Origin of the sequence: Enterobacter ludwigii (assembly GCF_001750725.1) — a bacterium.
In the GTDB taxonomy this organism is placed as follows: Bacteria; Pseudomonadota; Gammaproteobacteria; order Enterobacterales; family Enterobacteriaceae; genus Enterobacter; species Enterobacter ludwigii.
The window spans coordinates 4,779,175-4,800,258 of the sequence record NZ_CP017279.1 but is presented as its reverse complement, the minus strand read 5'-3'; the positions used below and the strand labels follow the sequence as shown (position 1 = coordinate 4,800,258).

Sequence of the window (21,084 nt, the reverse complement as noted above, 5' to 3'; positions counted from 1 at the left end):
TCACCGTTAAGGAGTACTTACATGAAGAAAGCAACCCGTATAATCAACCATAACATCGCGGAACCCTGGTGGGGCCTCAGACGCAACATCACGCCGTGTTTGGGTGCCCGGCTGGTACAGGAGGGTAACCGCCTGCATTACCTTGCTGACCGCGCCAGCATTGCCGGGACATTTAATGACACAGATTTACGCCATCTGGACCAGGCATTTCCGGTACTGATGAAGCAGATGGAGCTTATGCTGGCCAGCAGCGAACTCACGCCCCACATTCAGCGCTGCATCACGCTCCACGCAAAAGGGCTGATATGTGAGGCTGATACGCTCGGCTCCTGTGGCTATTTGTATATCGTAATTTATCCGACATCTGCAATAACCGCATAAATCCCAAACGCTTTTCCTTAATCAAACCAGCCAACAAAGAGCGCAAACCATGCAAATACAATCCCTGCCCCCTCAAAGGGCGGCATCGTCACGTCTGTCATCAGTCGAAATCTGGCAAAAATTACTGGAGTATCTGCTGGAGCAACACTACGGCCTTACCCTCAACGACACGCCGTTTGGCAACGACAGTGTGATCCAGAAACACATTGATGCGGGAATCTCACTGTGTGACGCTGTAAATTTTATCGTGGAAAAGTACGACCTGGTGCGTACTGACCGTCACGGCTTCAGCGTGAAAGAGCAGTCTCCGTTTATCGGCAGCCTTGATATGCTCCGAGCCCGGAAGGCTACCGGGCTGATGACCCGCAAGGGATATAAAACCGTTACTGACATCACAGGTGGCAGATTCAGCGGAGGGAAATAATGACGTTAGCCCTGATCGTTGACGCCAACACCGTCAGCGATCAGCCCCTCAGGTACCAGTACAAAGACTGGCGCTTTTATCAGATCTCCATTAGTTGAAACAGATGTTCGCTCAGACAGCGCGTATGGCGGTAACACCTTAACGGAGATATCCGTCTGAGATAGAATAGGGTGTGGCAGGACGCCGCCAGAACATCAGGGGCCGTATCGTCTGTCAGGATGGGGCTTAATTCCGGGGCGTTCAGTAAAATGAACCATTTCTCCGGTAGCATGCCTTCCGCATTTCCTTTCGGAAAATAACCGCCCAGATACAGTAACACGGCCAGCAGGCGAAACTGTCGGGTGAGTACCGTTTCAGTGTCCCGGTAATGTGCGGCTATCCACAGGCATTCCCGCCGCATAAACCGTCGGGTCCGTCGGGTGAGGTCACCGCCTTTATCATACCAGTGTTCGACGATATCCCTTGCGGAGCGAATGGAGTCATCACCCGTTGTCGCAGTTTGCCACGACCGCGCCAGAAGCGTTGCGATATCCATGGATTAACGCCGCACCTGCGAAACGGCTGCGGGAGTATTGCGGACACCAGGCAGATAAATATTGCGGACCAGCTTCAGGAGGAAAAAGACATCGCTCAGGTTGCTCACGCCGGATACCAGATGGCGAAAGGCTATCCGCGCACGAAAACGCGCCCGGATCGCCAGCCGGTCATTCACCCTGCGCCGGTACAGGCCCAGAAAATGGCGGCTTTCCACCAGCGCATGCCCGACTAGCGCTCGTCTGACAGACCGGTACTGCGTCTGTGTACTGAGTGCCAGAATATCTGCAATCACGTCGCAATAGCTGAACGCGCGGATATCGTAATAATCCGGGCTGTGGGTAATTGACGCCGGGTTATTCACCCACAGGTAATCCTGTCTGTCAGAGAAATAAAATCGGCCATCTGCGGCGGCAAGCTGTATCGTCCAGAGAATGTCCTTGTGGCTTTTCCCTTCCTGGAATCGCAGGTCATGCTCACGAATATACGCTGAACGGATTATCTGCAGCCACAGATAATGCGGCCATTCCCTCTGGCTGACGCAATGGCGTATCCACTGCTGACCCGTCAGCGTCTGGCCGTAAGGCTGTCTGCGGTGAACGGGATGCCGCAGATGTCCGACGCTGTCTGTATGCCGGGCATTGAAAAAGACGACATCGGCCTGTGCTTCGCGTGCTGTGCGCAGCCGCTCCTGCAGAAAATCTGCCGCAACCCGGTCATCCGCATCCAGGAACACCACCCATTCGCCACGGTGAATCGCCAGTGCAGCATTACGGGCAGCATACACCCCCTGATTTTCCTGACGAATGAGAATAAGCCGTTCATCTGTAATGGCGCTGAGTACCGTCCATGTTTCGTCGGTAGAGCCATCATCCACAGCAATGATTTCAGTACTGAGCGTTGTTTCGCCAAGCAGTGTCTGGACCAGAACCCCGATGCTGTCAGCCGCATTGAAGGCAGGAATGATGACGCTGATATCGATGTTGATTTTCATTGAACAAATGGAATGTAAGCAGAGGGAAACTTCAGAGCTGTCACCCCATCAGGGGCAATAACCTGCCGGGTAAGAAACATTATCAGGCAGAGCGTTCAGGTGATTTTCGTGCTGGTGTGGACACCACCCGTTTTTCTCTGATTTCCTGGTTAACCACCATCAGACAGTCATCGCAGAATTCTTTATCAAGCCCGAAAAGCCGGTCCAGAACGCCTCTTTTCTTGTTACATCTGGCACATTTTTTCATTCCATCACCTGCTATCGCATTCCGGTGCCGTGCCCGCAGGACAAAAGAAGGCCGCCCGCCAGAAGACAGAAAATAAATTAATAAACAATACGTTAAATGAGTTTTTGGAAATTTATCACAGGCACTACCGGGCCGGATAATTCATTTTGCAGATCAATTTTTATAAATCGATCGGTTTAATCGATCATCTTTTTCACTCTGCGTTACACGCCATCCGTATTTCAGCTAACCGGCACGCCGGCAAGCTCCACCGAATCGCCAGGGAATGCGCTTCGAGCCTGACGGCTGGGGCTAATGGTGTCGTAACGTAAGATGGCATTGCAGGTTTTTGTCACGTAGATGCTTTGCGTATGCGTTAACGGTAAATCCGGAATATCACGAAACTTTTTTACGAAGCCATCTTGTTAAGCCACTGTCCAGAATGAGCCCGGCTAACTTATCGGGGCCGATTAACGTAATGCAGTCGGCTTTGATACTTTCGGATAAAGGCCCGCTGTGCCAGATAAAAAACATTCTTTTATAAGCAGTAGTTTCCCTGAAACGTTTTTCATACTCACTTAGGGCACCTGCATTCGCATGCGATTTTATCTGTACAAACGCTTTCTCACCGGTGGTAGGCAATTCAAGCTCAAGATCCAGCGTTTTTTGTGTTTTCCCGACAATGCTGGTGCGTCGCCACCCACTGGTTGAAAAAATAAGGTCAATCAGTAGTTCAAAATCCTGCCAAGTCAGCAATTGGCACAGATTTTTTATCGCGGTCAGATATGCCTCCTCAGCCTTTTTCGCCGCTGAAACGGCAGATAGATCTACGTCATTTATTTTACGAACAACATAATCATGTGCGCTTACGTTACATATCGTTCCCCGGTACCCCTGAACCTTTAAGAGGTCACCGCTCAGGTGATCCGTCGTTAGCTGCGCACCACCAATACTGGTGTTTTTCCACCCTTCAACCGTCTTTCGGAGTCGACTTCCATCCTCCAGGACCTCTACCTGGCCTGTGGGGCGACACCAGTAAAGAAACCCGCCCCAAAAGGTGATGAATACTGTCTCTGCTCCTGCCGTGTAGAAAGTTCTAATCTGCCTTACGTCACTGGTCGCGACGGCTTGCCGCCTATCACGGATGTTAAGCCAAATATCATGAACATCTTCCCATCGTTCCTCAACACAGAGACTGTTCGGGGTTTGATGATAACCAAACCGAAGTGTGCCATCCGACAGGCACTGCCGCTCCCATTCACCAGCCTCACCAAGCTTGATAAACTGAACTACTGTCGGGATGATTTTTTCCATAATGTTCCGGTGTGGTTAGGGTATCTACTGATATAAAACAGGAGATGTTCAGTTATTTCAACGCACAATGCGTCGTGAGAGGGTCTATGCAGACTACAACACTCTATGTTATCGGAAATGGCTTCGATCTCAGGCATTGCATCCCCTCAAGCCTGTGGCATTTTAAGGAATTCCTCCGGGCCACGGATTCGGATATCTACCGGGACGTTGAAGAATATCTACCCGTGGATGGTGACTGGTGTGATCTTGAAACTGCATTAGCAGGTCTTGATGCCGACGTGCTTATCAACAATCTTGGCCATTTCATGAGCTCTTACGGCAATGAGGTCTGGAGTGATGCTGGTCATCATGATTTTCAGTATGAGGTGGAGCAGGTAATAAAACGCCTTTCTAAGGGTCTGCGTTACCAATTCGGACTGTGGATCCGTCAGTTGCCGATACCCTCGTGTAAAAATGCACCTAACCGCTTGACTAAGCTGGATCCACAGGCAATTTTCCTGAGCTTTAATTACACCAATACACTTAGTCGTGTCTATGGAGTCGAACCGGAGCGTGTTCTTCACATCCACGGTTCTGCGGAGACGAGGGACGATGATTTGATTCTGGGGCATGCCTGGGAGCCGGGATCCCGCCCTTCTCTCAACGAAAGAGCCGATATTGCAGAGATTGATACCCGGCTCATGGAAGCGAACAGCATCATTGATGACTATTTCTTCGCGACTTTTAAGCCTTCACAGAAGCTTATTGCTAAACACCAGTTTATTTTTGAGGAGTTGAGCGAGGTTAAGCAGGTGGTGATTTTAGGCCATTCTCTGTCTGAAGTTGATGCGGCTTATTTCCAGGCTCTTTTTCTGCAGAAATCCGTTGCAGCGGCACAATGGGTGATAGCGTGTCGCAGTGAAGAGGAGTGGGATGAGAAATCCCGTAATCTTGAACTAATGGAGATCAGACCAGCTTCTGTCAGAAAAGCGCTATGGGATAAGCTGTAATTGTGTCCAGTATCAGATAGGTTCGATGGTATACCCATCTGCAGCCCGGGTCAGAGAGTGGCGGTCTCCTTTCAGAGACAACTGAACGGCAGCTTAGAGCGAAAAGCGGACGCTGGTGTTATTTAAATAAATTCGACTTCTGTGCTTGTGCACTAATCCAGGGAAGAGAAATATTGCGTCGGTGATTTACCCAGCGCTTTTCTGAACATCGTAATAAACGCACTTACCGAATCATACCCTAGAGTTCCGGCTACGCGCTGCACGGGCTGACCTTCAGACAGATGGCTTAGTGCAATCATCAAATGCAGCTGCTGACGCCAGCGGCCAAAGCTCATTCCTGTCGCCTCTTTTATCAGCCTGGCCAGAGATCGCTCGCTGATGGTCAGATGAGCAGCCCATTGCTTTAACGTTCGCCGGTCATCTGGCTCATTAAAGAGTGCCTCAGCCATAATCCGGATTTTAGGATGATCTGATACAGGAAGATGGAGTGCTTCGACCGGCACATCCGGAATATGCTCCAGCAGCACCGCTGCAAGCCTGGCGGTTTTACTGTCAGGAGAATAAGTATGTTCCTGCTCTGCAAGATACAGAACAAGCTCGCGGACCAGAGGTGTAACCGCTATGGTACAGCAAATTTCCGGCATCGCTGCTGCGCCGGGCTCGATGAATAAAAAGCACGTATCTGCATTCTTCGTGATCCGGCAACGGTGCGGGATCTCTCCCGGAACCCAGACGGCATGCCCCGGTGGAACAAGCCACAGCGCATCGTCAACCTCACAGCGCACTGCACCGCGCATAGAGAGAATAAGTTGCCCCTTGCGATGAGCGTGCGGACGCTGCCCGGCATACTCGCCTGACGATGATACATGCAGGGCGATAGCGGCCTGACTGAAATCATCGGCATTAAACTCTTCCGGTGAGGTCACCGGTTTTTTATTAACTGGCATGATTTAGCTATATGTTGTCAGATTATCTATATTCTGTAACTCATGCGTCCTTTAAAGTCTTTCTTTTTTTCAGAGAAAGCAAAACTTATGTCCCACACGACGAACAAGTGGTCTTCAATCATACTTGTGATCGGCATTCTTTTTATTGCCATTAACCTGCGTGTTCCTTTTACCGCTATCGCACCCGTTTTAGAGTCCATTCGCCATGATTTTGGGCTGAGTATCACAGCCGTTGGGTTGCTTAACTCGCTGCCTTTACTGGCCTTTGCCGCCTTTTCTCCACTGAGCGCATCGATTTCCCGCAAGTATGGCCTGGAACGCACCCTTTTTGGTGCCCTGGTCGTGATTTCAGCGGGGATTGTGCTTCGCTCAACAGACAGCGTCTGGGCGCTTTATGGCGGAACAGTATTAATTGGTATCGGGATTGCCCTGGGCAATGTCCTGCTGCCTGGCCTGATTAAACGTGACTTTTCCGGAAACGTGGCTTCCGTGACGGGAGCATATTCCATCACCATGGGCACCGCTGGCGCCATCGGCTCTACCATTGTCATTCCTCTGACGCAGAGCTGGGGCTGGAACATCGCGTTAGCCATGTTGGTTATTGCACCGCTCTTTGCGATGCTTTTATGGTTGCCGCAGTTGAAGAAAAAGCATCAATTGCCAGTAGCAGGTGAGAAAAAAGCAGCGACCGTTGCGGTCTGGCGCTCGTCTCTGGCGTGGCAGGTCACCATGTTTATGGGCTTGAATGCGATGCCCTTTTATGTTGCGGTCGGCTGGCTGCCAGTCATTCTGACAGGCAGTGGGCTATCCTCAGCTCAGGCTGGTGAGGTACATGGCATCCTTCAGCTCACCACCGCTATTCCCGGCTTAATTCTGGCAGCCACGCTGCGTCGTCTTAACGATCAGAAATTAGCCGCTGCTGGTGTCAGCCTTTTAACCGCAGTATCCTTTATTGGCATCCTTTATTTGCCAAATCTGGCGATGCTGTGGGCTGCACTCCTCGGCTTCGGCTCGGGTGCCAGCATGATGCTGGGTCTGACCTTCATCGGGTTGCGCACTACAAACGCGGGTGATGCTGCCGCGCTGTCAGGCATGGCGCAGAGTATCGGTTATCTGATGGCGGCGATGGGACCGCTATTGCTGGGTAAAGTACAGGAGTTGTCCGGAGGCTGGACCGTACCATTACTGATGACCACAGCAATCTCAGTTGCAGGAGCCTGCACCGGAATGGCTGCCGGACGAGATGTACACCTGGAACCTGTACAGCAGCCGGGCTGAATGGGCTTACACTGGAGGGTACCAGCTGAACTTCTAAAGCGGATGCTTTCCATTGAGGTTCTGAAGCGTCTTAATAGTACCGGAGCCATCTGTACTATCCCGATGAGCGGACTTTTCGGTGAAAAGGCCGTTCAGGGCGAGCGTAACATTCAGCGGCCGCCCTGAAACTCAGGGCGGCCGCGGTCAGTAATAATATAATAAGAAAGCCTCAGGATTGTTTGGCAACGATGAATCGCTTTTCATCACCCATAAAGGCTTTTTCACTGGCGGGTGAAAGGATAGCACCGAAATTCATGTGCGCGGAGTTTCAATGATGGAGGAACATTCCACTCAGTGCGAATATCTTCATCGATCAGAGGATTATAATGCTGCAGGTTGGCACCAATTCCTTTTTCAACCAGCGCCAGCCAGACCGCATACTGAGCGATAGCTGTGCTGTGCCGGGAAATTGTCCGCATAGGCCGCAAACTGCTCCTGTTGTGACTTGACAACATACTGATCCTCGAAAAAAGTATTGAGCCGGCAGCCGCTGCAAACCCGTCTATTTTATCTGAGGTGCCGGAGAAACGTTCTAAAGGAACTTGAAAGCAGGAATCTTGTTACGCGCACTGTCTTTCGAGAAGTACCGCCCAAAGTCGAAAATGCACTCGCGGAACTGGGAACGTCCCTCATGCAGCGAATGAACTCAACCGGTGGGTAGAACAAAACTGTCACTTTCTGATTAAAGACACTGATCCTTCCCTGTGACATGCCATTGTTCATTGATGAGTGCTACGGGCTAACAGGAGCATATAAGAATGCAGGGTGCGGGCGCCGAAAAGCGGCGTCCCCTGCTGGCTCAGAGGCGACATCGCCTGCTGGCCATGAGGGAACAGAAAGGCATGTTAACAACCAGCCCCTGCATTTTACTGTATCAGTACAAGCAGTACTCGCGTATTAGTCTTTGCCCGGACCATGGTCAAACCGGGTTCCTTTGCCAATGGCATAAAACTGTCCCCCGGCGACATAATGTATGGTTCGTAATTCGTCAGGTGCTTCATCAAATATCCAGTGCCCATTGCGAAAAACCCGATCGTCACTCCACGCGCCGGCAATTTCTCCCATAAACAGATTATGTTCCAGCTCATATGCCGCGTTAGGTATCACATTACATACAAGCCAGCCAGCACAGCCCTCTACCAGCGGAACATCGAATTCTTTCAGGTAGAACATCGGTATTTTATGATTCTTGTCAGGCCTGTCACGGTAGCTGTGTTCACCTGCGTACAAAACGGTTTCCATCTGGCTGACTACAGGTATCTGTACGGCAAACAGACCACTTTCTTCCACCAATCGACGGGTGTAAGCCTGCGGACTGATATACGCCATGACTTTATTGATTCCTACCAGACTCACCCATGCGGCGGCCATCACATTGGCATTACCATTATGCTTAGCGGAAATCATTGTAGTAGGGCCGACCTGCAATAATCGGTATGCTTTATTCAGTTCAACTGGCTGTAAAGACACAGGATTTCTCCTTCCCATTGATAAAAAATGTGCCGTTAACGGCAACGGCACATTTGAGGGCGTGTTAAAACACTGATGGTCGCCCGAAGGTAATCAGGCTAATACCGTTTTATATTGTTCGACCTGAGCTGCGATTTCTTCGTCAGTTATCGTCGCGCTTCCGCCTGTAATAAACGGCTTGATGTAGTTCATACCCAGATACCCGGAGATGGTTTCAAAAGACAGCAGGTACTCGCCTACCGTATGTCCGGCAGCGCCATCAGGCTGATAGGCAGACTCTGCACCACCAAGCGAAACGGCCAGCATGAGTTGCTTGTCGCGCAGCGCCTGTGTTTCTCCACCATGTGACCAGCCGTACGTCAGTACATCGTCAAGCCACTGTTTAAGAAGTGGCGGCGTGCTGTACCACTGCATAGGAAACTGCAGCACGATACGATCCGTCTTTTCCAGTGCAGCCTGTTCAGCGGCCACGTCGATTTTGCCATCCGGATACTGGTCATACAGATAACGCACTTCAACGTCGGTCAGTGATGCTGCACCTTTTGCCAGGGCTGAGTTTACCCGTGACTGATTAATGTTGGGGTGGGTAACAAATACAGTTGTTTTCATGTCGATCTCTTATTTTTCAGAAGAATGTTTCGTCAATTTCAAGCCGGGATAAAGCTTCATTGATATCATTTAATTCAGCGTCACTGAGCTGAACGTTTGCGGCGTGAAAATTCTCTTCGAGCCGGTGTAATTTCGTTGTTCCCGGGATCGGTACGATGTAAGGCTTCTGAGCCAGCTCCCAGGCAAGAACAATCTGTGCTGAAGTTGCGTTGTTTCTTTCCGCGATTTGAGCAATCAAATCCAGTAGCGCCTGGTTATTTACCATTACTTCAGGTTTGAAGCGCCCCATCATGCCCCGGTAATCGCCTTCCCCGTAAGTTGTATCAGCGGTAACCTGACCACTCAGGAATCCATTACCCAGCGGGCTGTAGGCCATAAAGCCAATATCAAGTTCATCGCAGACTTTGAACAAATCCTGCTCAGGTTTACGCCACATCATTGAATACTGGTCTTCGACTGCGGTGACCGGGCAGATCGCATGAGCCCGGCGAATATAAGATACGGGCGCATTGGATAAGCCCCAGTACTTAATTTTCCCCTCCCCGATCAGCTCTTTCATTAATCCCGCCACCACTTCCGGCTCAACTTTTGGGTCGACACGATGCTGATAAAACAGGTCGATATGGTCGGTTTGCAGGCGACTGAGTGAACCTTCCAGTTGCTCTCTGACAGACGCCGGACGGCTGTCTAATACCGGCACCAGCTGTCCATCAATGTTTTCCATTCCGGTCACGCCGAATTTGGTCGCGATGATAACGTTGTCCCTGTGTTTGCTGAGCGCAACACCCAGCAGTTCTTCGTTTTCAAATCCGTAAATGGGGGCAGTGTCGAAAAGGTTGCAGCCCAGTTCTACAGCCTTGTCTATCAGCTCTGTTCGCTCACGGATTTCAACTGAATAGCCATAGCCATGGTCCATGCCCATGCACCCCAGTCCCATTTCCGAGACATGAAGCCCCTGGCTACCTAACCTTCTCATTTTCATGATTATTTAACCCTTTTTTAAAGCATTTCTGATTCTGAGACGTACAGTATACGGCTGGATTTGTTGCTGAAAAATTGTTAATTTAGAAAGTCAGAATTGCTAAAACCACAATAATGATGAATAAACTTGATGCGCTGAAATTTTTTGTTGCCGCTGCAGAAACGATGAACTTTCGTGAAGCAGCAGTCAGACTGGCCATTTCCCCTTCAGTGGTGACGCGGACTATTGCCGAGCTGGAAAATCAGCTCGGCGAGCCACTTTTTAAGCGGAATACCCGATCAATTGTGCTGACCAGCTTTGGTGAGCTTTTTCTGCCGAAGGCTATGCGGCTGCTTGAAGACTCAGAGGCCCTTTTTCAGACGGCCCGAGATGACAATGACATGAAGGGAGTTGTGAGGATCACGTTATTCCGGTTTCCCGGTCACGAGCAGGTGTTATATGAGCTTCTTACCTCCCTCGATCCTTATCCTGAGCTGTTTATAGACTGGCGGTTAGACATGATGAAGCTGGATACTGTTCAGAACCGCATTGACATGGGGATCCGTATAGAGCGGGAGCCAAACCCGAATTTTATCGTCAGGCCCATTACGCTGGTTCATCACGCACTGATGACATCACCCGGGCTCATTGAGAAGCTGGGCGCGCCGGAAAATTTCGAAGATCTGCGCCAGCGCTATCCTTTCAGTGGCCTGCTAAATCCTGAAACCGGAAAAGTATTCGAATATATGCTCGATGGCGTTGATACTTTTGTACCGCGCCACCTGGAGTTTTTTACCACCGACTCCCAGTCGGAGATCCAGGCTGCGTTAGCCGGTAAAGCTGTCATTCAGTCGAGTAATCTGGCCTGCAGGAAATACCTTGAAGACGGCAGGCTGGTCAATGTCCTGCCCGAACTGAAACTGGAAACCTGGCAGCTTTATCTTTACCGGCCCTACCAGACCCTGGTACCGCAGCGCATCAGGACCGTTTTTCACATCCTTGAAAGTATTTTACTCAGACACTTCAGTTGAAAGCGGGCCCGGATTTGGCTGGCGCTCTTAGCCGGCGTCCTCCATAAAACGGAGATGTGAATTTTTGAGTACAATCTTTCTGCGGGAAGTCGCTGCTCCGGGATGCTCTTACCCGCAGAAACAAAGTCTGCCGTTCTTTCAGGGGGCCTGAATACTGGCGACTTTTAATGTGCAACGGGGAGCTGTGACAGGCGTATCAACTGAATATTTCACCTATCCAGTCTGCAAATGCACGTACAGCAGGGGAAAGAAAACGTTGATGAGGGTAAAGTAGCGTGACAGGAACAGACGGCGGCTGCCAGTCGGCCAGAACTTCAACCAGCGTTCCTTTCTCCATGTGTTCTGCTACAACATTTTCAGCAAGCTGCGCCAGTCCGAACCCTTCAAGGCACATTTTTATATAGAGTCCCGTCTCGTTGACGGCTGCCTGCCCCCTAACGGATACGGACAGCATTTCTGTTCCCTTTACAAAACGCAATTCGTCTGTACGCCGGTTTTGTCCGGAAAAATAATGAATAGCCCGGTGATGAGATAAATCTTCAGGTGACTGCGGAATACCGTACTCCCTGAGATAGTCGGGAGAGGCGCAGGTTATCCAGCGAAATTCCCCGAGCGGACGGGCTACAAGCGTGGAGTTAATTAACTCTCCGGTTCTGATCACGCAGTCTACACCCTCCTGAACCAGGTCAACCTGCCGGTCGCTGACGCCGATCATCAGGTAAATGTCAGGATAACGGCTGTAGAACTCTTTCAGGTTTGGCATGACGATGAAGTGCGCTATACCGCCGGGCATATCAACGCGTAAACGGCCACGGGGGCGCCTGTTCAAATCGGCCAGACTCGCTTCCGTATGTTCAACTAAGGCCAGGATTTCCCGGCACTGCGCCAGATACTGCAGACCTTCCGGAGTAAGGCTGACACGTCTTGTGGTCCGGTTCAGCAGACGCACCTGCAGATATTTCTCCAGGTTTTTGATGGTGCTGGTAACAGTAGAAGAAGGCAGGGAAAGTGTTTCCGCGGCCCGGACAAAGCTTCCGGCCTCAGCCACCCTTATAAAAACCTGCATAGCCTGAATACGATCCACCTGACTGCACTCCTGAATAGCATGTAACGGTGATAATACTCATTATTCGTAAATTGTGAATGATGAAAACAAGTTAGTCATCTTTTTCAGTTTAAACAGGAGGCGTATTGTTTCCCTTCTGAACCTGAAAGAGACGCTTCAAATGACCGATTACATCAGAAATATTGTTAATAATCATACGGATAATGCGCCGGTAACGCTGATCCGCGGTGCAACCATACTGAGTATGGATGAGAATGTTGGTAACCATGAACGTGGCGATATTCTTGTCACAGGTTCAACCATCACCGCAATCGGCAAGGACCTGAACGCCGAGGGTGCTCACGTCATTGATGCAACAAATATGATTGCCATGCCGGGAATGGTCGATTCTCATCGTCATGCCTGGGAAGGTCAGCTACGCCGTATTAACCCCAATGCCACCTGTCTGGACGATTACAGCAACGCCACGCACTTCTCGTTTGCGAAATACTACCGGCCAGCAGATATCTATGTCGGTAATCTCCTGACGGCGCTGGGCGCGATTGATGCGGGTATCACTACCATGATTGATAACTCGCACAACAGCCGTACCGCAGCGCATTCAGACGCCGCCGTTGAAGCCCTGCTTGATGCCGGTATTCGCGCTATTCATGCGTCCGGTGCGCCGGTAGCAGGCGAATGGGATAAAGCGCACTGGCCTGGCAACTGGCAGCGTCTGCAGGAAAAATATTTCAGGGATAATCCTGATAGTCTTGTGACGCTCGGCGTCATGGCCCAGCTGGAGCCGGAATTGTGGGCCGAGGCCCGCAGGCTGGGACTGCCGATCGTGACCGAATTCTTTGGTGCTGAGATGGCCTCCGAGCTTGAATCGCTGCATCAGCAGGGCCTGTTGGGTCCGGACAATATCTTTAACCATTGTACCGCGCTGCCTGATGAGGGCTGGGAAATCCTGCGTGAAGCCGGCGTGCGGGTAAACGTCTGCCCGCGCTCAGATTCGCACTACGGTATTGAAAGCGGGATGTTTGCCATCGAGGCTGCGCTGCGTCATGGCATCAATCCTGGCCTGAGCGTGGATAACGAAACGTCTTACAGCACCGACATGTTTATGGAAATGCGCGTGGCGTTTTATCTGCAGCGCGTAATGGGCATGCATAAGCAGCACTGCTGTGAATCAGATCATTCATTGACAACGATCCCGGCAGCGCAGCTGCTTAAATCGGCAACGGTCGATGGTGCGTTTTGTGCTGGTCTGCAGGATAAAATAGGCAGCCTGACGCCGGGCAAACAGGCTGATCTGATCCTGATTAACGCGGCTGACCTCAACCTTTACCCGAACGGAAATGCATTCGGAACGGTGGTACATGCAGCTGAACGCAGCAATATCGATACCGTGATGATCGGCGGGCGCATCGTCAAGCAGAACGGCAAAGTGCTGGGTGTGGACAGTGAGCGCCTTCGCGCCGCCATTGATGAATCACGCGAGCACCTATTTGCGGCAGCCGGGTATGAGCCGGACATCTTTGCGGAGAAATTCCTGCCGCTGGTACAGGCAAACTGACAGGAAATAACAGCATGAGCGCGATTTATTACGTAATAGCTTTTGCAGCGGGTCTTGGTATTACCCTGCAGACGACCCTGAACAGTCAGCTCGCAAAAGGACTCGGAGGGGATCCGGTCACCGCCGCGTTCTTTTCCTTTACGGCCGGGGCGTTGAGCCTCGGGATTTACTCGCTGCTACGTGGAGGGTTATTTAGCTCTCTCGCTGCTATTCCTTCGCAGCCTGCGTGGAGTATGGCGGGCGGCCTGATCGGTGCCTGTGCGTTGTTCAGCTACGTGGTGCTGGCACCGAAAATCGGTTTTTCAGCTCTGCTAGGGCTGGCAATCGTTGGGCAATTACTCTCGTCGCAAATGATTGACCATTTCGGTCTGCTGGGTGCTGTTAGGCGACCGGTTTCGCTGCTCAAACTGGGGGGCATGCTGGTCATGCTGGCAGGTCTCGCCATCATGCTTTTTGGTGACAAACTTTCAGCGCGTTTTTTGCCCTGACAGGGTGGGAATTACTCCTTACGGCGCTCTGCCATAGTGCAGATGGCCGTAAGTTTTTGGTCAGGCGATGCGAAACTTTTATATGCGGGAGAAATAACATGTTTTCAGTGGCTGCTGATGCCAGAAATTTGCTGGGAGAGTGCCCAATCTGGTGCGAGAGGACACGCAGGATTTACTGGACTGACATTGAAGGCAGCGAACTGCTTGCCCTTGAAGAAGACACCAGTGTTGTGATGCGCTGGTCCCTGCCGGAGCGCCTCGGTTCGTTTGCACTTACTGAAAATCCTGACGTTTTACTGATGGGGCTGGCATCCAGATTCGCCTTCTGCGATCTGAATACAGGTACCTTTATGCCGATAGTGGCGTCACCAGGAGGACCGGGAACACGGACAGGGGATGGTCGGTGCGACCGTGAGGGTAATTTCGTCTTCGGGACCATGGATGACGGGTACCCCGCGAAAGTCATAGGAAGATTTCACAGGCTAAATGCAGCGACACTCAGCATTGAGACTCTACCCCTGCCTGAGGTGGCCATCCCGAACAGCATCTGCTTCAGTTCGGACGGCAGCACGATGTATTACTGTGACTCGATGCAGGGCCGTATAATGTGCTGTGATTACCCCTCTATGAATAACCAGCGCGTGTTCACTGTAACAGAAGGAAAGGGGGCGCCTGACGGCTCCTGCGTGGACGCAATGGGCTATATCTGGAATGCCGAATGGGGAGGAAGCCGTGTTGTACGTTATCGTCCGGACGGAACGACGGACCGTATACTGCCCTCTCCAGGAATTCAGAGCACTTGTCCGACACTCGCGGGAGAAGCATTCACAACGCTGTATTGTACCAGTGCCAGCGTGGGTCTTTCTGTGCCGTCAAGGCATGATGGAGCGCTGCTGAGAGCGAAATCAGCCGTATTCCCCGGTTTACCGGAGAGCCGGTTTTCAGCGCACACAGCATAACCGCTTTGCTATCAGTGCCAACAGGGGGAACAGAGTCTTTCTCATCACCGTATTCGGATAGGCAGGAGAAAGACTCTGGTATTTATTACAGCAGCTTAAATACGTTTATAGCGAGCTGCCCGGGGTCAGGTTTGCATTAATCCAGGCTGCCACATCGGTGACCCGAATGTTATGGCGTTCATTGAATGTCTGCTTTTTATCCCATGCAACTCCCCGCCCCTGCGCAAAAACGGCACGATACTTAGACATCATGTCTTGTGGGTTGAGCGCCAGTTTATCCATCAGATATTGTTCGCTCCATACCGTGCAGTCGAAAGGGCGGCCAAGCGTTGATTGCAGCTTATCTGCAACCTCTGCGTAGGTCAGTGTATCACCGGCGATATACACAATTTCATTACGGATGCGAGGAGTTGTAAATACGATCGCTGCCGTCAGCATCCCGATATCATCAGGTGTTGTCAGCGTCATGGTGTTGTCAATGCTGCCGAGTGCGTGAACAGTATCGTTCTGCAGATCGACCACACCGAAGTCTGGTTCGAACAAATAGCTCATGAAGATGCCGGTCGAAATGATGACCCACTCAGTTTCATGCTGGCTGCGTAGTAAATCACGCACGTCAATCTGCGCGTCGAAGATGTCTTGTGGGCTGCCGCGTCCGATGGCATCAAAATCGGCACCAAACTGCCATGGAAAATAGCGTGGAATCCGCGCCTGCAGGGCCGCCTGCGCCAGTTTCATTGGTGTATTTATTCCGGCCGCGTACCCCGTGCAGCCAACGACTGTGTCAAATTGCGCAAAGAGGCTGGCCAAATCGTCGACAGAACTCATGACGAGATCGCCCGTGACTATATTAATACCGAGGTTTCTGATTTCCGTGATAACTATTTTTTTTACAGGTTCATCTGACGTTACGGTACTTTCGCGCAGCAGTACGCTGATTTTCGTTCCCTTCACATCTTTTGCCCGAAGGGCAAGATTTCGCAGAACGGGGAGGCCCAGCTCACCGGCACCGAGCACGAGGATTTTCTCAGACGTAGCGTTAAGATCAGTTTTGTTCATAATCTGGCCTTACATGAATTGTTGCGCCACTCTAGCAATTCATAACAGGCTAAAAAAGAAGGTACACGTATGATACCGGGAATCTGTGAAATGGATCGGGACGAAATTCTTCAGTATTCGCAGGCTGTTTGTAAGGGTCTGAAAGACGATGATGATGGCTTGCGGCGGGAGGTACTGGCTCATGCAGGCAGTCGATGGTCACTGGGTATCGTCAACACGCTTGGCGTTTATGGCAGACTACGTCACGCCGAAATTGGCAGGCGTATGCACGGAGTGACTCAGCGCATGCTGACACGTACATTACGACAGCTTGAGCGCGACGGACTGGTTATTCGCCATGATTTCAGTGAAATCCCGCCACGAGTCGAATACGAGCTGTCCGATACAGGTATGGAGTTACTTGTGCGAATGATCCCGCTGTGGACCTGGATTGTCGATAATGCTGATCGCTTTCGTGAAGACCGGTTGAGATATGAAAAAAATAACAATAACCCAAGGGCGTAACTGGCTATGAATATAAATATCAATTTTTGTGATTTGTAGATAATACAAGTGTTTGAATTGATGAGCCTTCCGATATGTATGTATACAGTAGTCATCCGGAGACAGAACCGATTTCACCAAGCTTGGTCGGGATGGTGTAATTACAGAGGATTATATTTTACGTATGCCTGACATCAATGTTAGTCTGTACATATTTCAAATGGGTGTTAAAGCGAATTTTATTTTTTGCTACCATTAATTCGGCCTTGAGAATTATCTGACAGGATGGCCTACCCTTTCAGAATTATAGGTGGGCTGGTGAAACAATATTTAAAAACTGGTGTTTTTTTATGATTTCTAAAGAAAATAATGAAATATCTTCTAATTATCATGATCTTCCTGGTTATGTTCATGGGGCAAAAATTATCCAAGTCGCCTTGACTAAAACCCCTATAGATAATATTAGTGATGTGGTTTATGAGACAGTAAAAAAAACTCGTTCTGTCAGACAATTGCATATGTCTTTTCTTGTTCCTCGTACCAACATTTTGAAACCAGGTATCATTTATTTTCCTGGGGGAGGGTTTATGACCGCTGAACACAACAAATTTGTGGAAATGCGCATGGCTTTAGCGGAGGCTGGCTTTGTTGTTGCAGCGGCAGAATACAGGACAATTCCTGATACTTTCCCTGCGCCAGTGATAGATGCTAAAGCAGCAGTAAGATACCTTCGTCAACATGCCCATGATTATGGAATTGACCCCTCACGAATTGGTGTAATTGGCGATTCTGCTGGAGGCTGGCTGGCGCAGATGCTTGGTACCACTAATGGCGATAAGTCATTCGATCACGGCGATTTTCTCAGCCAGTCCGCTGATGTGCAGGCTGTCGCTACGCTTTACGGAATATCAGATCTGCGTAACATAGGTGACGGTTTTCCGGATCTCCGACAAAAAGTGCATCAGTCTCCTGCAGTCACGGAGTCACTGCTAATTAATGGTGTGGCTTTCAAGAATTTTGCAGGTGCCTCAATCAGTTCTGTACCTGAAAAAGCGATAAATGCAAGCCCCATAGGGCGTCTCAAGGGATGTAAACCTCCGTTCCTAATAATGCATGGAAGTAAGGATACATTAGTATCACCTAAACAGAGCGCAACGCTTTACAAAGCCCTTTTGGAATCGGGAAACAAAGCGGACTACGTCCTTATCGAAGGCGCAGAACACGGTGATGATCACTGGTATCAACCCGTTGTCATAAATAGGGTTGTTGACTGGTTCCGCGTGCATCTTTGTCCTGAAAATATATGACGACTGACGCTTTGCTGAATCACTCAGACTGTTTGGTAGCAACGTCCGCTTTTGGCACATAGCGGCCAGCGTTGGGGTGGGCTGGTCCAGTCCACTCTAAGCGAGGAGAGGAAATCACAGCCGTTGTCACAACAGTTGAGGGTCAACTTAAGTTGTGGTCTGTTACTCAACGGTGAGCAGGTCAAGACTGTTTTTCAGCGTGACGACTCAACTAGAAATCACCACGCACAGTACCTATCTCGTCTCATTTTTCTCATCAAAGGGAGAAAAAAATTTTTAGGCACCTAAATAGGCACCAGCGAAAAGTCAAACTACTAGTTACCAAAGTGAATTCAATGGATTACACAAGCAATTCAGACTCCGCCAGCCCACCAAAATTCTCCATCGGTGATTACCAGAGTCATCCGATGAAGTCCTGAGAGCCCGCACGGCGCAAGCCTTGCGGGCTTTTTTGTGTCTGTCGTTTTCCGAGGGCAACCAGCTTAATCCAGAAAAATTGATGTAGCTCTCGCGTTTAGGAAAAGAGCTCGTCGTACCCTCGATTGCAATTTCTGTTTACGAAATTTATACCGCTGAGAATAAGGTCTCAGAATCGGTGCGGCAAATAGCGATAAACGCCGCAGGCTGCGTAATGGCGGGATTGATGTGTGGGCCAGATGCACCTGTTTGTGTACTTATTGGTGGTTTTGTCAGCGGTGCTCTTGCAGTATGGGAGATGGGGAGTGTGTGGAATTGATTATGCAGCAGGTTAATTTAATATCTCTGGTAAAGGGTCAGGAAGCGACAGGTTTATCCCAGGCGCAGCCTAACGTAGTGATCAATGGCAATAGCACAGACATTATTGTACCAGGGCAAATACTGGAAGCAGCTGTTCAGGTTAATGATCATCGCTATATCTTTTTTTAACGGATGATATTATTTTCGAGGAGTCACTGACAATTGCTCTTATCGATGTTAAGGATGGCGTTAAAGAAATCGTCCGTTTGGGTAATGAGTATTCTACGGGAAGTTTTGAGGTATTATCCGTTACAGTAGCTAGTATCAATTTCAGATTCATTGGTAATTTTCTCTGGACAGTCAACACCGTCGACTCCCCGCGCTTAAGGCTTCCTTTTGGTTCAGACCCCAAGGTGTAAAACGAGAGGCTGGCCTGAAAAAATACATGACGATTTCAGCCACTCCTGCGCCAGAGAAAGTTCGTTGATGCGACTTTCTGCAAAGCGCAACGTCAGTACGTTAACATTGTAAAGGCACCGACAAGACCTCTTATTATGTAGCTCGTAAAGCTACATTCTGCACGCATCCATTCACACACTTTATTTATCCAGGCCTAAGTCTGGAAAAACTCAGTAAATCAAGATCCTTAACAGAATCTACAGTTCCGAAATTACACCACCCGCGTATACTGCATCCACGCCACCGAAAAACACCTCAACGCAAAAGGATTCGCACCCATGACAGCGTCCTCAAACCGCATCGCAAGCCAGGCTATCGTGGCTCTCACGTTTTTGCTCAGCGGCTGCGTTTACCATGATTATCCCTCCCCTCGTATTGAGGGCACATTGAATAACGCAGGAAAACCGCTGCCCCGGGTAACCGTTTCGTTAGTGGAATTCGACCGACAAATAGCCACGACACAAACGGATAATAACGGGTATTTTTCTTTCGTACCGCAGGGAGACTGGCATGTTTTTATACCCATCGGACCGCAAGATCGCCTGAGTAGCTGGACACTGACAACAATCGACCCTCAGGGACAAAAACGCGATATTTACACCTCCCAACGCTTTGGCGGGCCTTTTTCAGGCTACTCCAGGAACGACAGCGTGAAACTGTTCTGCGAACTCTCCCCAACAAGCGGCGAGAGTCAAAATATATTTTGCGAAGCTCAGTGAGTTAATTAACTTTACTCATGGCCAAAAGCCATCAGTAATATGGATATGCACGCCCCTGGTACACGGCATTGAACCTGAAAATAATTAATTCCTCTGCGTAACTAAATACGCTTCACGGCATAACGCCGAAATAACATTACAGTTTTTTCCTAAAGCCACGCCGCTTCGTCTGTGCCATGCTGAATCACGCTCATAACCGATAACGTTAAATGAGGATATTATGAAAAAAACAATTATCGCATTATCTGCCGTTCTGCTGGCTTCCCCAGTATTTGCTGCGACCACACATGCAACTGACGATACCGTCGCTGCGGCGAAGGCAAACGCCAACGACGCGAAGCAAAAACTGCACGAAGAGCAGAATAAAGGCGAAGAGCTGAAGCTGAAACAGAAGCATGCTGCAGAGGGTAAAACCGAAAACTTAGGCAGCAAGGTCAGCGAAGATTCCCAGAAAGCCTGGCATAAAACCAAAGAAGGTACCGAGAAAGGGTGGGATGCCACCAAAGAAGGTGCTGAGAAAGGCTGGAATAAAACCAAAGAAGGTGCCAGCGAGCTGGAAAAAAAAGTCACTGAGTAATCCCTTCGAGAGGCCGCAGACGCGGCCTTTTTTATTCCCTCCTGCCCTGTTCCCTGCAGACTAAACTTGACTCAGGGGGACCCCATCATGAACAGCGAACACACCGCACCTGAAACCCAGGGCGTTACCGTTGAATTACTCTCCGTCGTCGATCTGGGTCCGGAAATAGCGGGCATGGCCGGTCGTCAGCTTCGCATGCGCAGAGTCACTCTCGCTCCCGGCGCGGTCTTTGGTCCGGTGCATAATCATATCGACAGACCGGGCACCGTGTTTATCCTTGAAGGTACCATCACCGATCATCGTCACGGTATTGCGACTGATTACGGTCCCGGTGTCGGCTGGCCGGAAGATCACAACACGGTCCACTGGCTCGAAAACCGGAGTCCGGTAACCGCCGTCGAGATCTCGGTGGATATTATTAAGACGTCCTGACGCCTAAAAGCCGAATAGATCCCCGGGGTTGCGCGTTAACGCCTTGCCACCCCTAAAGAGATC

24 protein-coding genes and 1 pseudogene are annotated in these 21,084 nt (G+C 50.2%); 15 read left to right on the top strand and 10 right to left on the bottom strand.

Annotated elements, in window-relative coordinates; genetic code table 11:
- Positions 1-21 precede the first annotated feature (21 nt).
- Both BH714_RS22610 and BH714_RS22605 read left to right on the top strand, forming a co-directional pair.
- The gene (locus BH714_RS22610) at positions 22-381 is read left to right on the top strand and encodes a type IV toxin-antitoxin system YeeU family antitoxin (protein WP_040018969.1); all 360 of its coding nucleotides are present in this window, start codon (positions 22-24) and stop codon (positions 379-381) included.
- 49 nt (positions 382-430) lie between these two features.
- Positions 431-805, top strand: a complete 375-nt coding sequence (locus BH714_RS22605; protein ID WP_040018968.1) for a TA system toxin CbtA family protein — start codon at positions 431-433, stop codon at positions 803-805.
- Positions 806-884: 79 nt separating this feature from the next.
- On the opposite strand, the gene BH714_RS22600 is transcribed toward BH714_RS22605, so the two are convergent.
- The 3 genes from BH714_RS22600 to BH714_RS22590 all read right to left on the bottom strand — a co-directional run bounded on the left by BH714_RS22600 (position 885) and on the right by BH714_RS22590 (position 3,873).
- Entirely contained in the window at positions 885-1,340 is a 456-nt protein-coding gene (locus BH714_RS22600) for a hypothetical protein (RefSeq protein ID WP_225373941.1), read from the bottom strand.
- Between the two features lie 3 nt (positions 1,341-1,343).
- Positions 1,344-2,333, bottom strand: a complete 990-nt coding sequence (locus tag BH714_RS22595; protein ID WP_004114642.1) for a glycosyltransferase — start codon at positions 2,331-2,333, stop codon at positions 1,344-1,346.
- Positions 2,334-2,955: 622 nt separating this feature from the next.
- The gene (locus BH714_RS22590; protein WP_040018967.1) at positions 2,956-3,873 is read right to left on the bottom strand and encodes a hypothetical protein; all 918 of its coding nucleotides are present in this window, start codon (positions 3,871-3,873) and stop codon (positions 2,956-2,958) included.
- 86 nt (positions 3,874-3,959) lie between these two features.
- Between BH714_RS22590 and BH714_RS22585 the strand changes: the two genes are divergently transcribed.
- Positions 3,960-4,862, top strand: coding sequence for a bacteriophage abortive infection AbiH family protein (locus tag BH714_RS22585; protein ID WP_004114645.1), 903 nt, complete (start codon positions 3,960-3,962; stop codon positions 4,860-4,862).
- A 152-nt stretch (positions 4,863-5,014) separates the two neighbouring features.
- Here BH714_RS22585 and BH714_RS22580 read toward each other — a convergent pair whose 3' ends face one another.
- Complete coding sequence (locus tag BH714_RS22580; RefSeq protein ID WP_040018966.1) at positions 5,015-5,809, bottom strand: AraC family transcriptional regulator; 795 nt, start codon at positions 5,807-5,809, stop codon at positions 5,015-5,017.
- Positions 5,810-5,896: 87 nt separating this feature from the next.
- On the opposite strand from BH714_RS22580, the gene BH714_RS22575 reads away from it, so the two are divergent.
- Positions 5,897-7,087: a CynX/NimT family MFS transporter gene (locus tag BH714_RS22575; RefSeq protein ID WP_040018965.1), complete on the top strand. Its 1,191-nt coding sequence runs from the start codon at positions 5,897-5,899 to the stop codon at positions 7,085-7,087.
- Positions 7,088-7,295: 208 nt separating this feature from the next.
- Here BH714_RS22575 and BH714_RS24545 read toward each other — a convergent pair.
- Positions 7,296-7,668: pseudogene (locus tag BH714_RS24545) on the bottom strand (nitroreductase family protein); the annotation flags it as partial.
- Between BH714_RS24545 and BH714_RS23930 the strand changes: the two are divergent.
- Positions 7,602-7,787: a winged helix-turn-helix transcriptional regulator gene (locus BH714_RS23930; protein ID WP_072040330.1), complete on the top strand. Its 186-nt coding sequence runs from the start codon at positions 7,602-7,604 to the stop codon at positions 7,785-7,787. The pseudogene BH714_RS24545 and the gene BH714_RS23930 overlap by 67 nt on opposite strands.
- 236 nt (positions 7,788-8,023) lie before the next feature.
- Here the strand turns inward: BH714_RS23930 and BH714_RS22565 are convergent, their stop codons facing one another.
- The 3 genes from BH714_RS22565 to BH714_RS22555 form a co-directional block, all read right to left on the bottom strand.
- Positions 8,024-8,596: a flavin reductase family protein gene (locus BH714_RS22565; protein WP_040018964.1), complete on the bottom strand. Its 573-nt coding sequence runs from the start codon at positions 8,594-8,596 to the stop codon at positions 8,024-8,026.
- A 93-nt stretch (positions 8,597-8,689) separates the two neighbouring features.
- Positions 8,690-9,205, bottom strand: coding sequence for an NAD(P)H-dependent oxidoreductase (locus BH714_RS22560; RefSeq protein WP_012540014.1), 516 nt, complete (start codon positions 9,203-9,205; stop codon positions 8,690-8,692).
- 16 nt (positions 9,206-9,221) lie between these two features.
- A complete protein-coding gene (locus BH714_RS22555) occupies positions 9,222-10,187 on the bottom strand; it encodes an aldo/keto reductase (RefSeq protein WP_040018963.1) in 966 nt (321 codons plus the stop codon).
- Between the two features lie 116 nt (positions 10,188-10,303).
- On the opposite strand from BH714_RS22555, the gene BH714_RS22550 reads away from it, so the two are divergent.
- The gene (locus tag BH714_RS22550; RefSeq protein WP_040019080.1) at positions 10,304-11,197 is read left to right on the top strand and encodes a LysR family transcriptional regulator; all 894 of its coding nucleotides are present in this window, start codon (positions 10,304-10,306) and stop codon (positions 11,195-11,197) included.
- Between the two features lie 196 nt (positions 11,198-11,393).
- Here BH714_RS22550 and BH714_RS22545 read toward each other — a convergent pair whose 3' ends face one another.
- Complete coding sequence (locus BH714_RS22545; RefSeq protein WP_040018962.1) at positions 11,394-12,281, bottom strand: LysR family transcriptional regulator; 888 nt, start codon at positions 12,279-12,281, stop codon at positions 11,394-11,396.
- 142 nt (positions 12,282-12,423) lie between these two features.
- On the opposite strand from BH714_RS22545, the gene BH714_RS22540 reads away from it, so the two are divergent.
- The 3 genes from BH714_RS22540 (at position 12,424) to BH714_RS22530 (ending at position 15,268) form a co-directional block, all read left to right on the top strand.
- Positions 12,424-13,821, top strand: coding sequence for an amidohydrolase family protein (locus tag BH714_RS22540; RefSeq protein ID WP_040018961.1), 1,398 nt, complete (start codon positions 12,424-12,426; stop codon positions 13,819-13,821).
- A 14-nt stretch (positions 13,822-13,835) separates the two neighbouring features.
- The gene (locus BH714_RS22535; RefSeq protein ID WP_040018960.1) at positions 13,836-14,309 is read left to right on the top strand and encodes a DMT family transporter; all 474 of its coding nucleotides are present in this window, start codon (positions 13,836-13,838) and stop codon (positions 14,307-14,309) included.
- Between the two features lie 98 nt (positions 14,310-14,407).
- A complete protein-coding gene (locus tag BH714_RS22530) occupies positions 14,408-15,268 on the top strand; it encodes an SMP-30/gluconolactonase/LRE family protein (protein WP_040018959.1) in 861 nt (286 codons plus the stop codon).
- A 105-nt stretch (positions 15,269-15,373) separates the two neighbouring features.
- Here the strand turns inward: BH714_RS22530 and BH714_RS22525 are convergent, their stop codons facing one another.
- The gene (locus BH714_RS22525) at positions 15,374-16,327 is read right to left on the bottom strand and encodes an aromatic alcohol reductase (protein WP_040018958.1); all 954 of its coding nucleotides are present in this window, start codon (positions 16,325-16,327) and stop codon (positions 15,374-15,376) included.
- A gap of 69 nt (positions 16,328-16,396) precedes the next feature.
- Between BH714_RS22525 and BH714_RS22520 the strand changes: the two genes are divergently transcribed.
- From BH714_RS22520 to BH714_RS22495, 6 genes are all read left to right on the top strand, one after another.
- On the top strand, positions 16,397-16,831 hold the full coding sequence (locus BH714_RS22520) for a winged helix-turn-helix transcriptional regulator (protein ID WP_197719739.1): 435 nt from the start codon (positions 16,397-16,399) through the stop codon (positions 16,829-16,831).
- Between the two features lie 329 nt (positions 16,832-17,160).
- Complete coding sequence (locus BH714_RS22515) at positions 17,161-18,117, top strand: alpha/beta hydrolase (protein ID WP_012539955.1); 957 nt, start codon at positions 17,161-17,163, stop codon at positions 18,115-18,117.
- Between the two features lie 738 nt (positions 18,118-18,855).
- Positions 18,856-19,023 (top strand): hypothetical protein, encoded by a 168-nt coding sequence (locus BH714_RS24385; RefSeq protein WP_230075041.1) that lies wholly within the window; start codon positions 18,856-18,858, stop codon positions 19,021-19,023.
- Positions 19,024-19,571: 548 nt separating this feature from the next.
- Positions 19,572-20,012, top strand: a complete 441-nt coding sequence (locus BH714_RS22505; protein WP_040018957.1) for a carboxypeptidase-like regulatory domain-containing protein — start codon at positions 19,572-19,574, stop codon at positions 20,010-20,012.
- 220 nt (positions 20,013-20,232) lie between these two features.
- On the top strand, positions 20,233-20,589 hold the full coding sequence (locus tag BH714_RS22500) for a hypothetical protein (protein ID WP_014171277.1): 357 nt from the start codon (positions 20,233-20,235) through the stop codon (positions 20,587-20,589).
- Positions 20,590-20,676: 87 nt separating this feature from the next.
- Complete coding sequence (locus BH714_RS22495; RefSeq protein WP_040018956.1) at positions 20,677-21,021, top strand: cupin domain-containing protein; 345 nt, start codon at positions 20,677-20,679, stop codon at positions 21,019-21,021.
- Positions 21,022-21,084 lie beyond the last annotated feature (63 nt).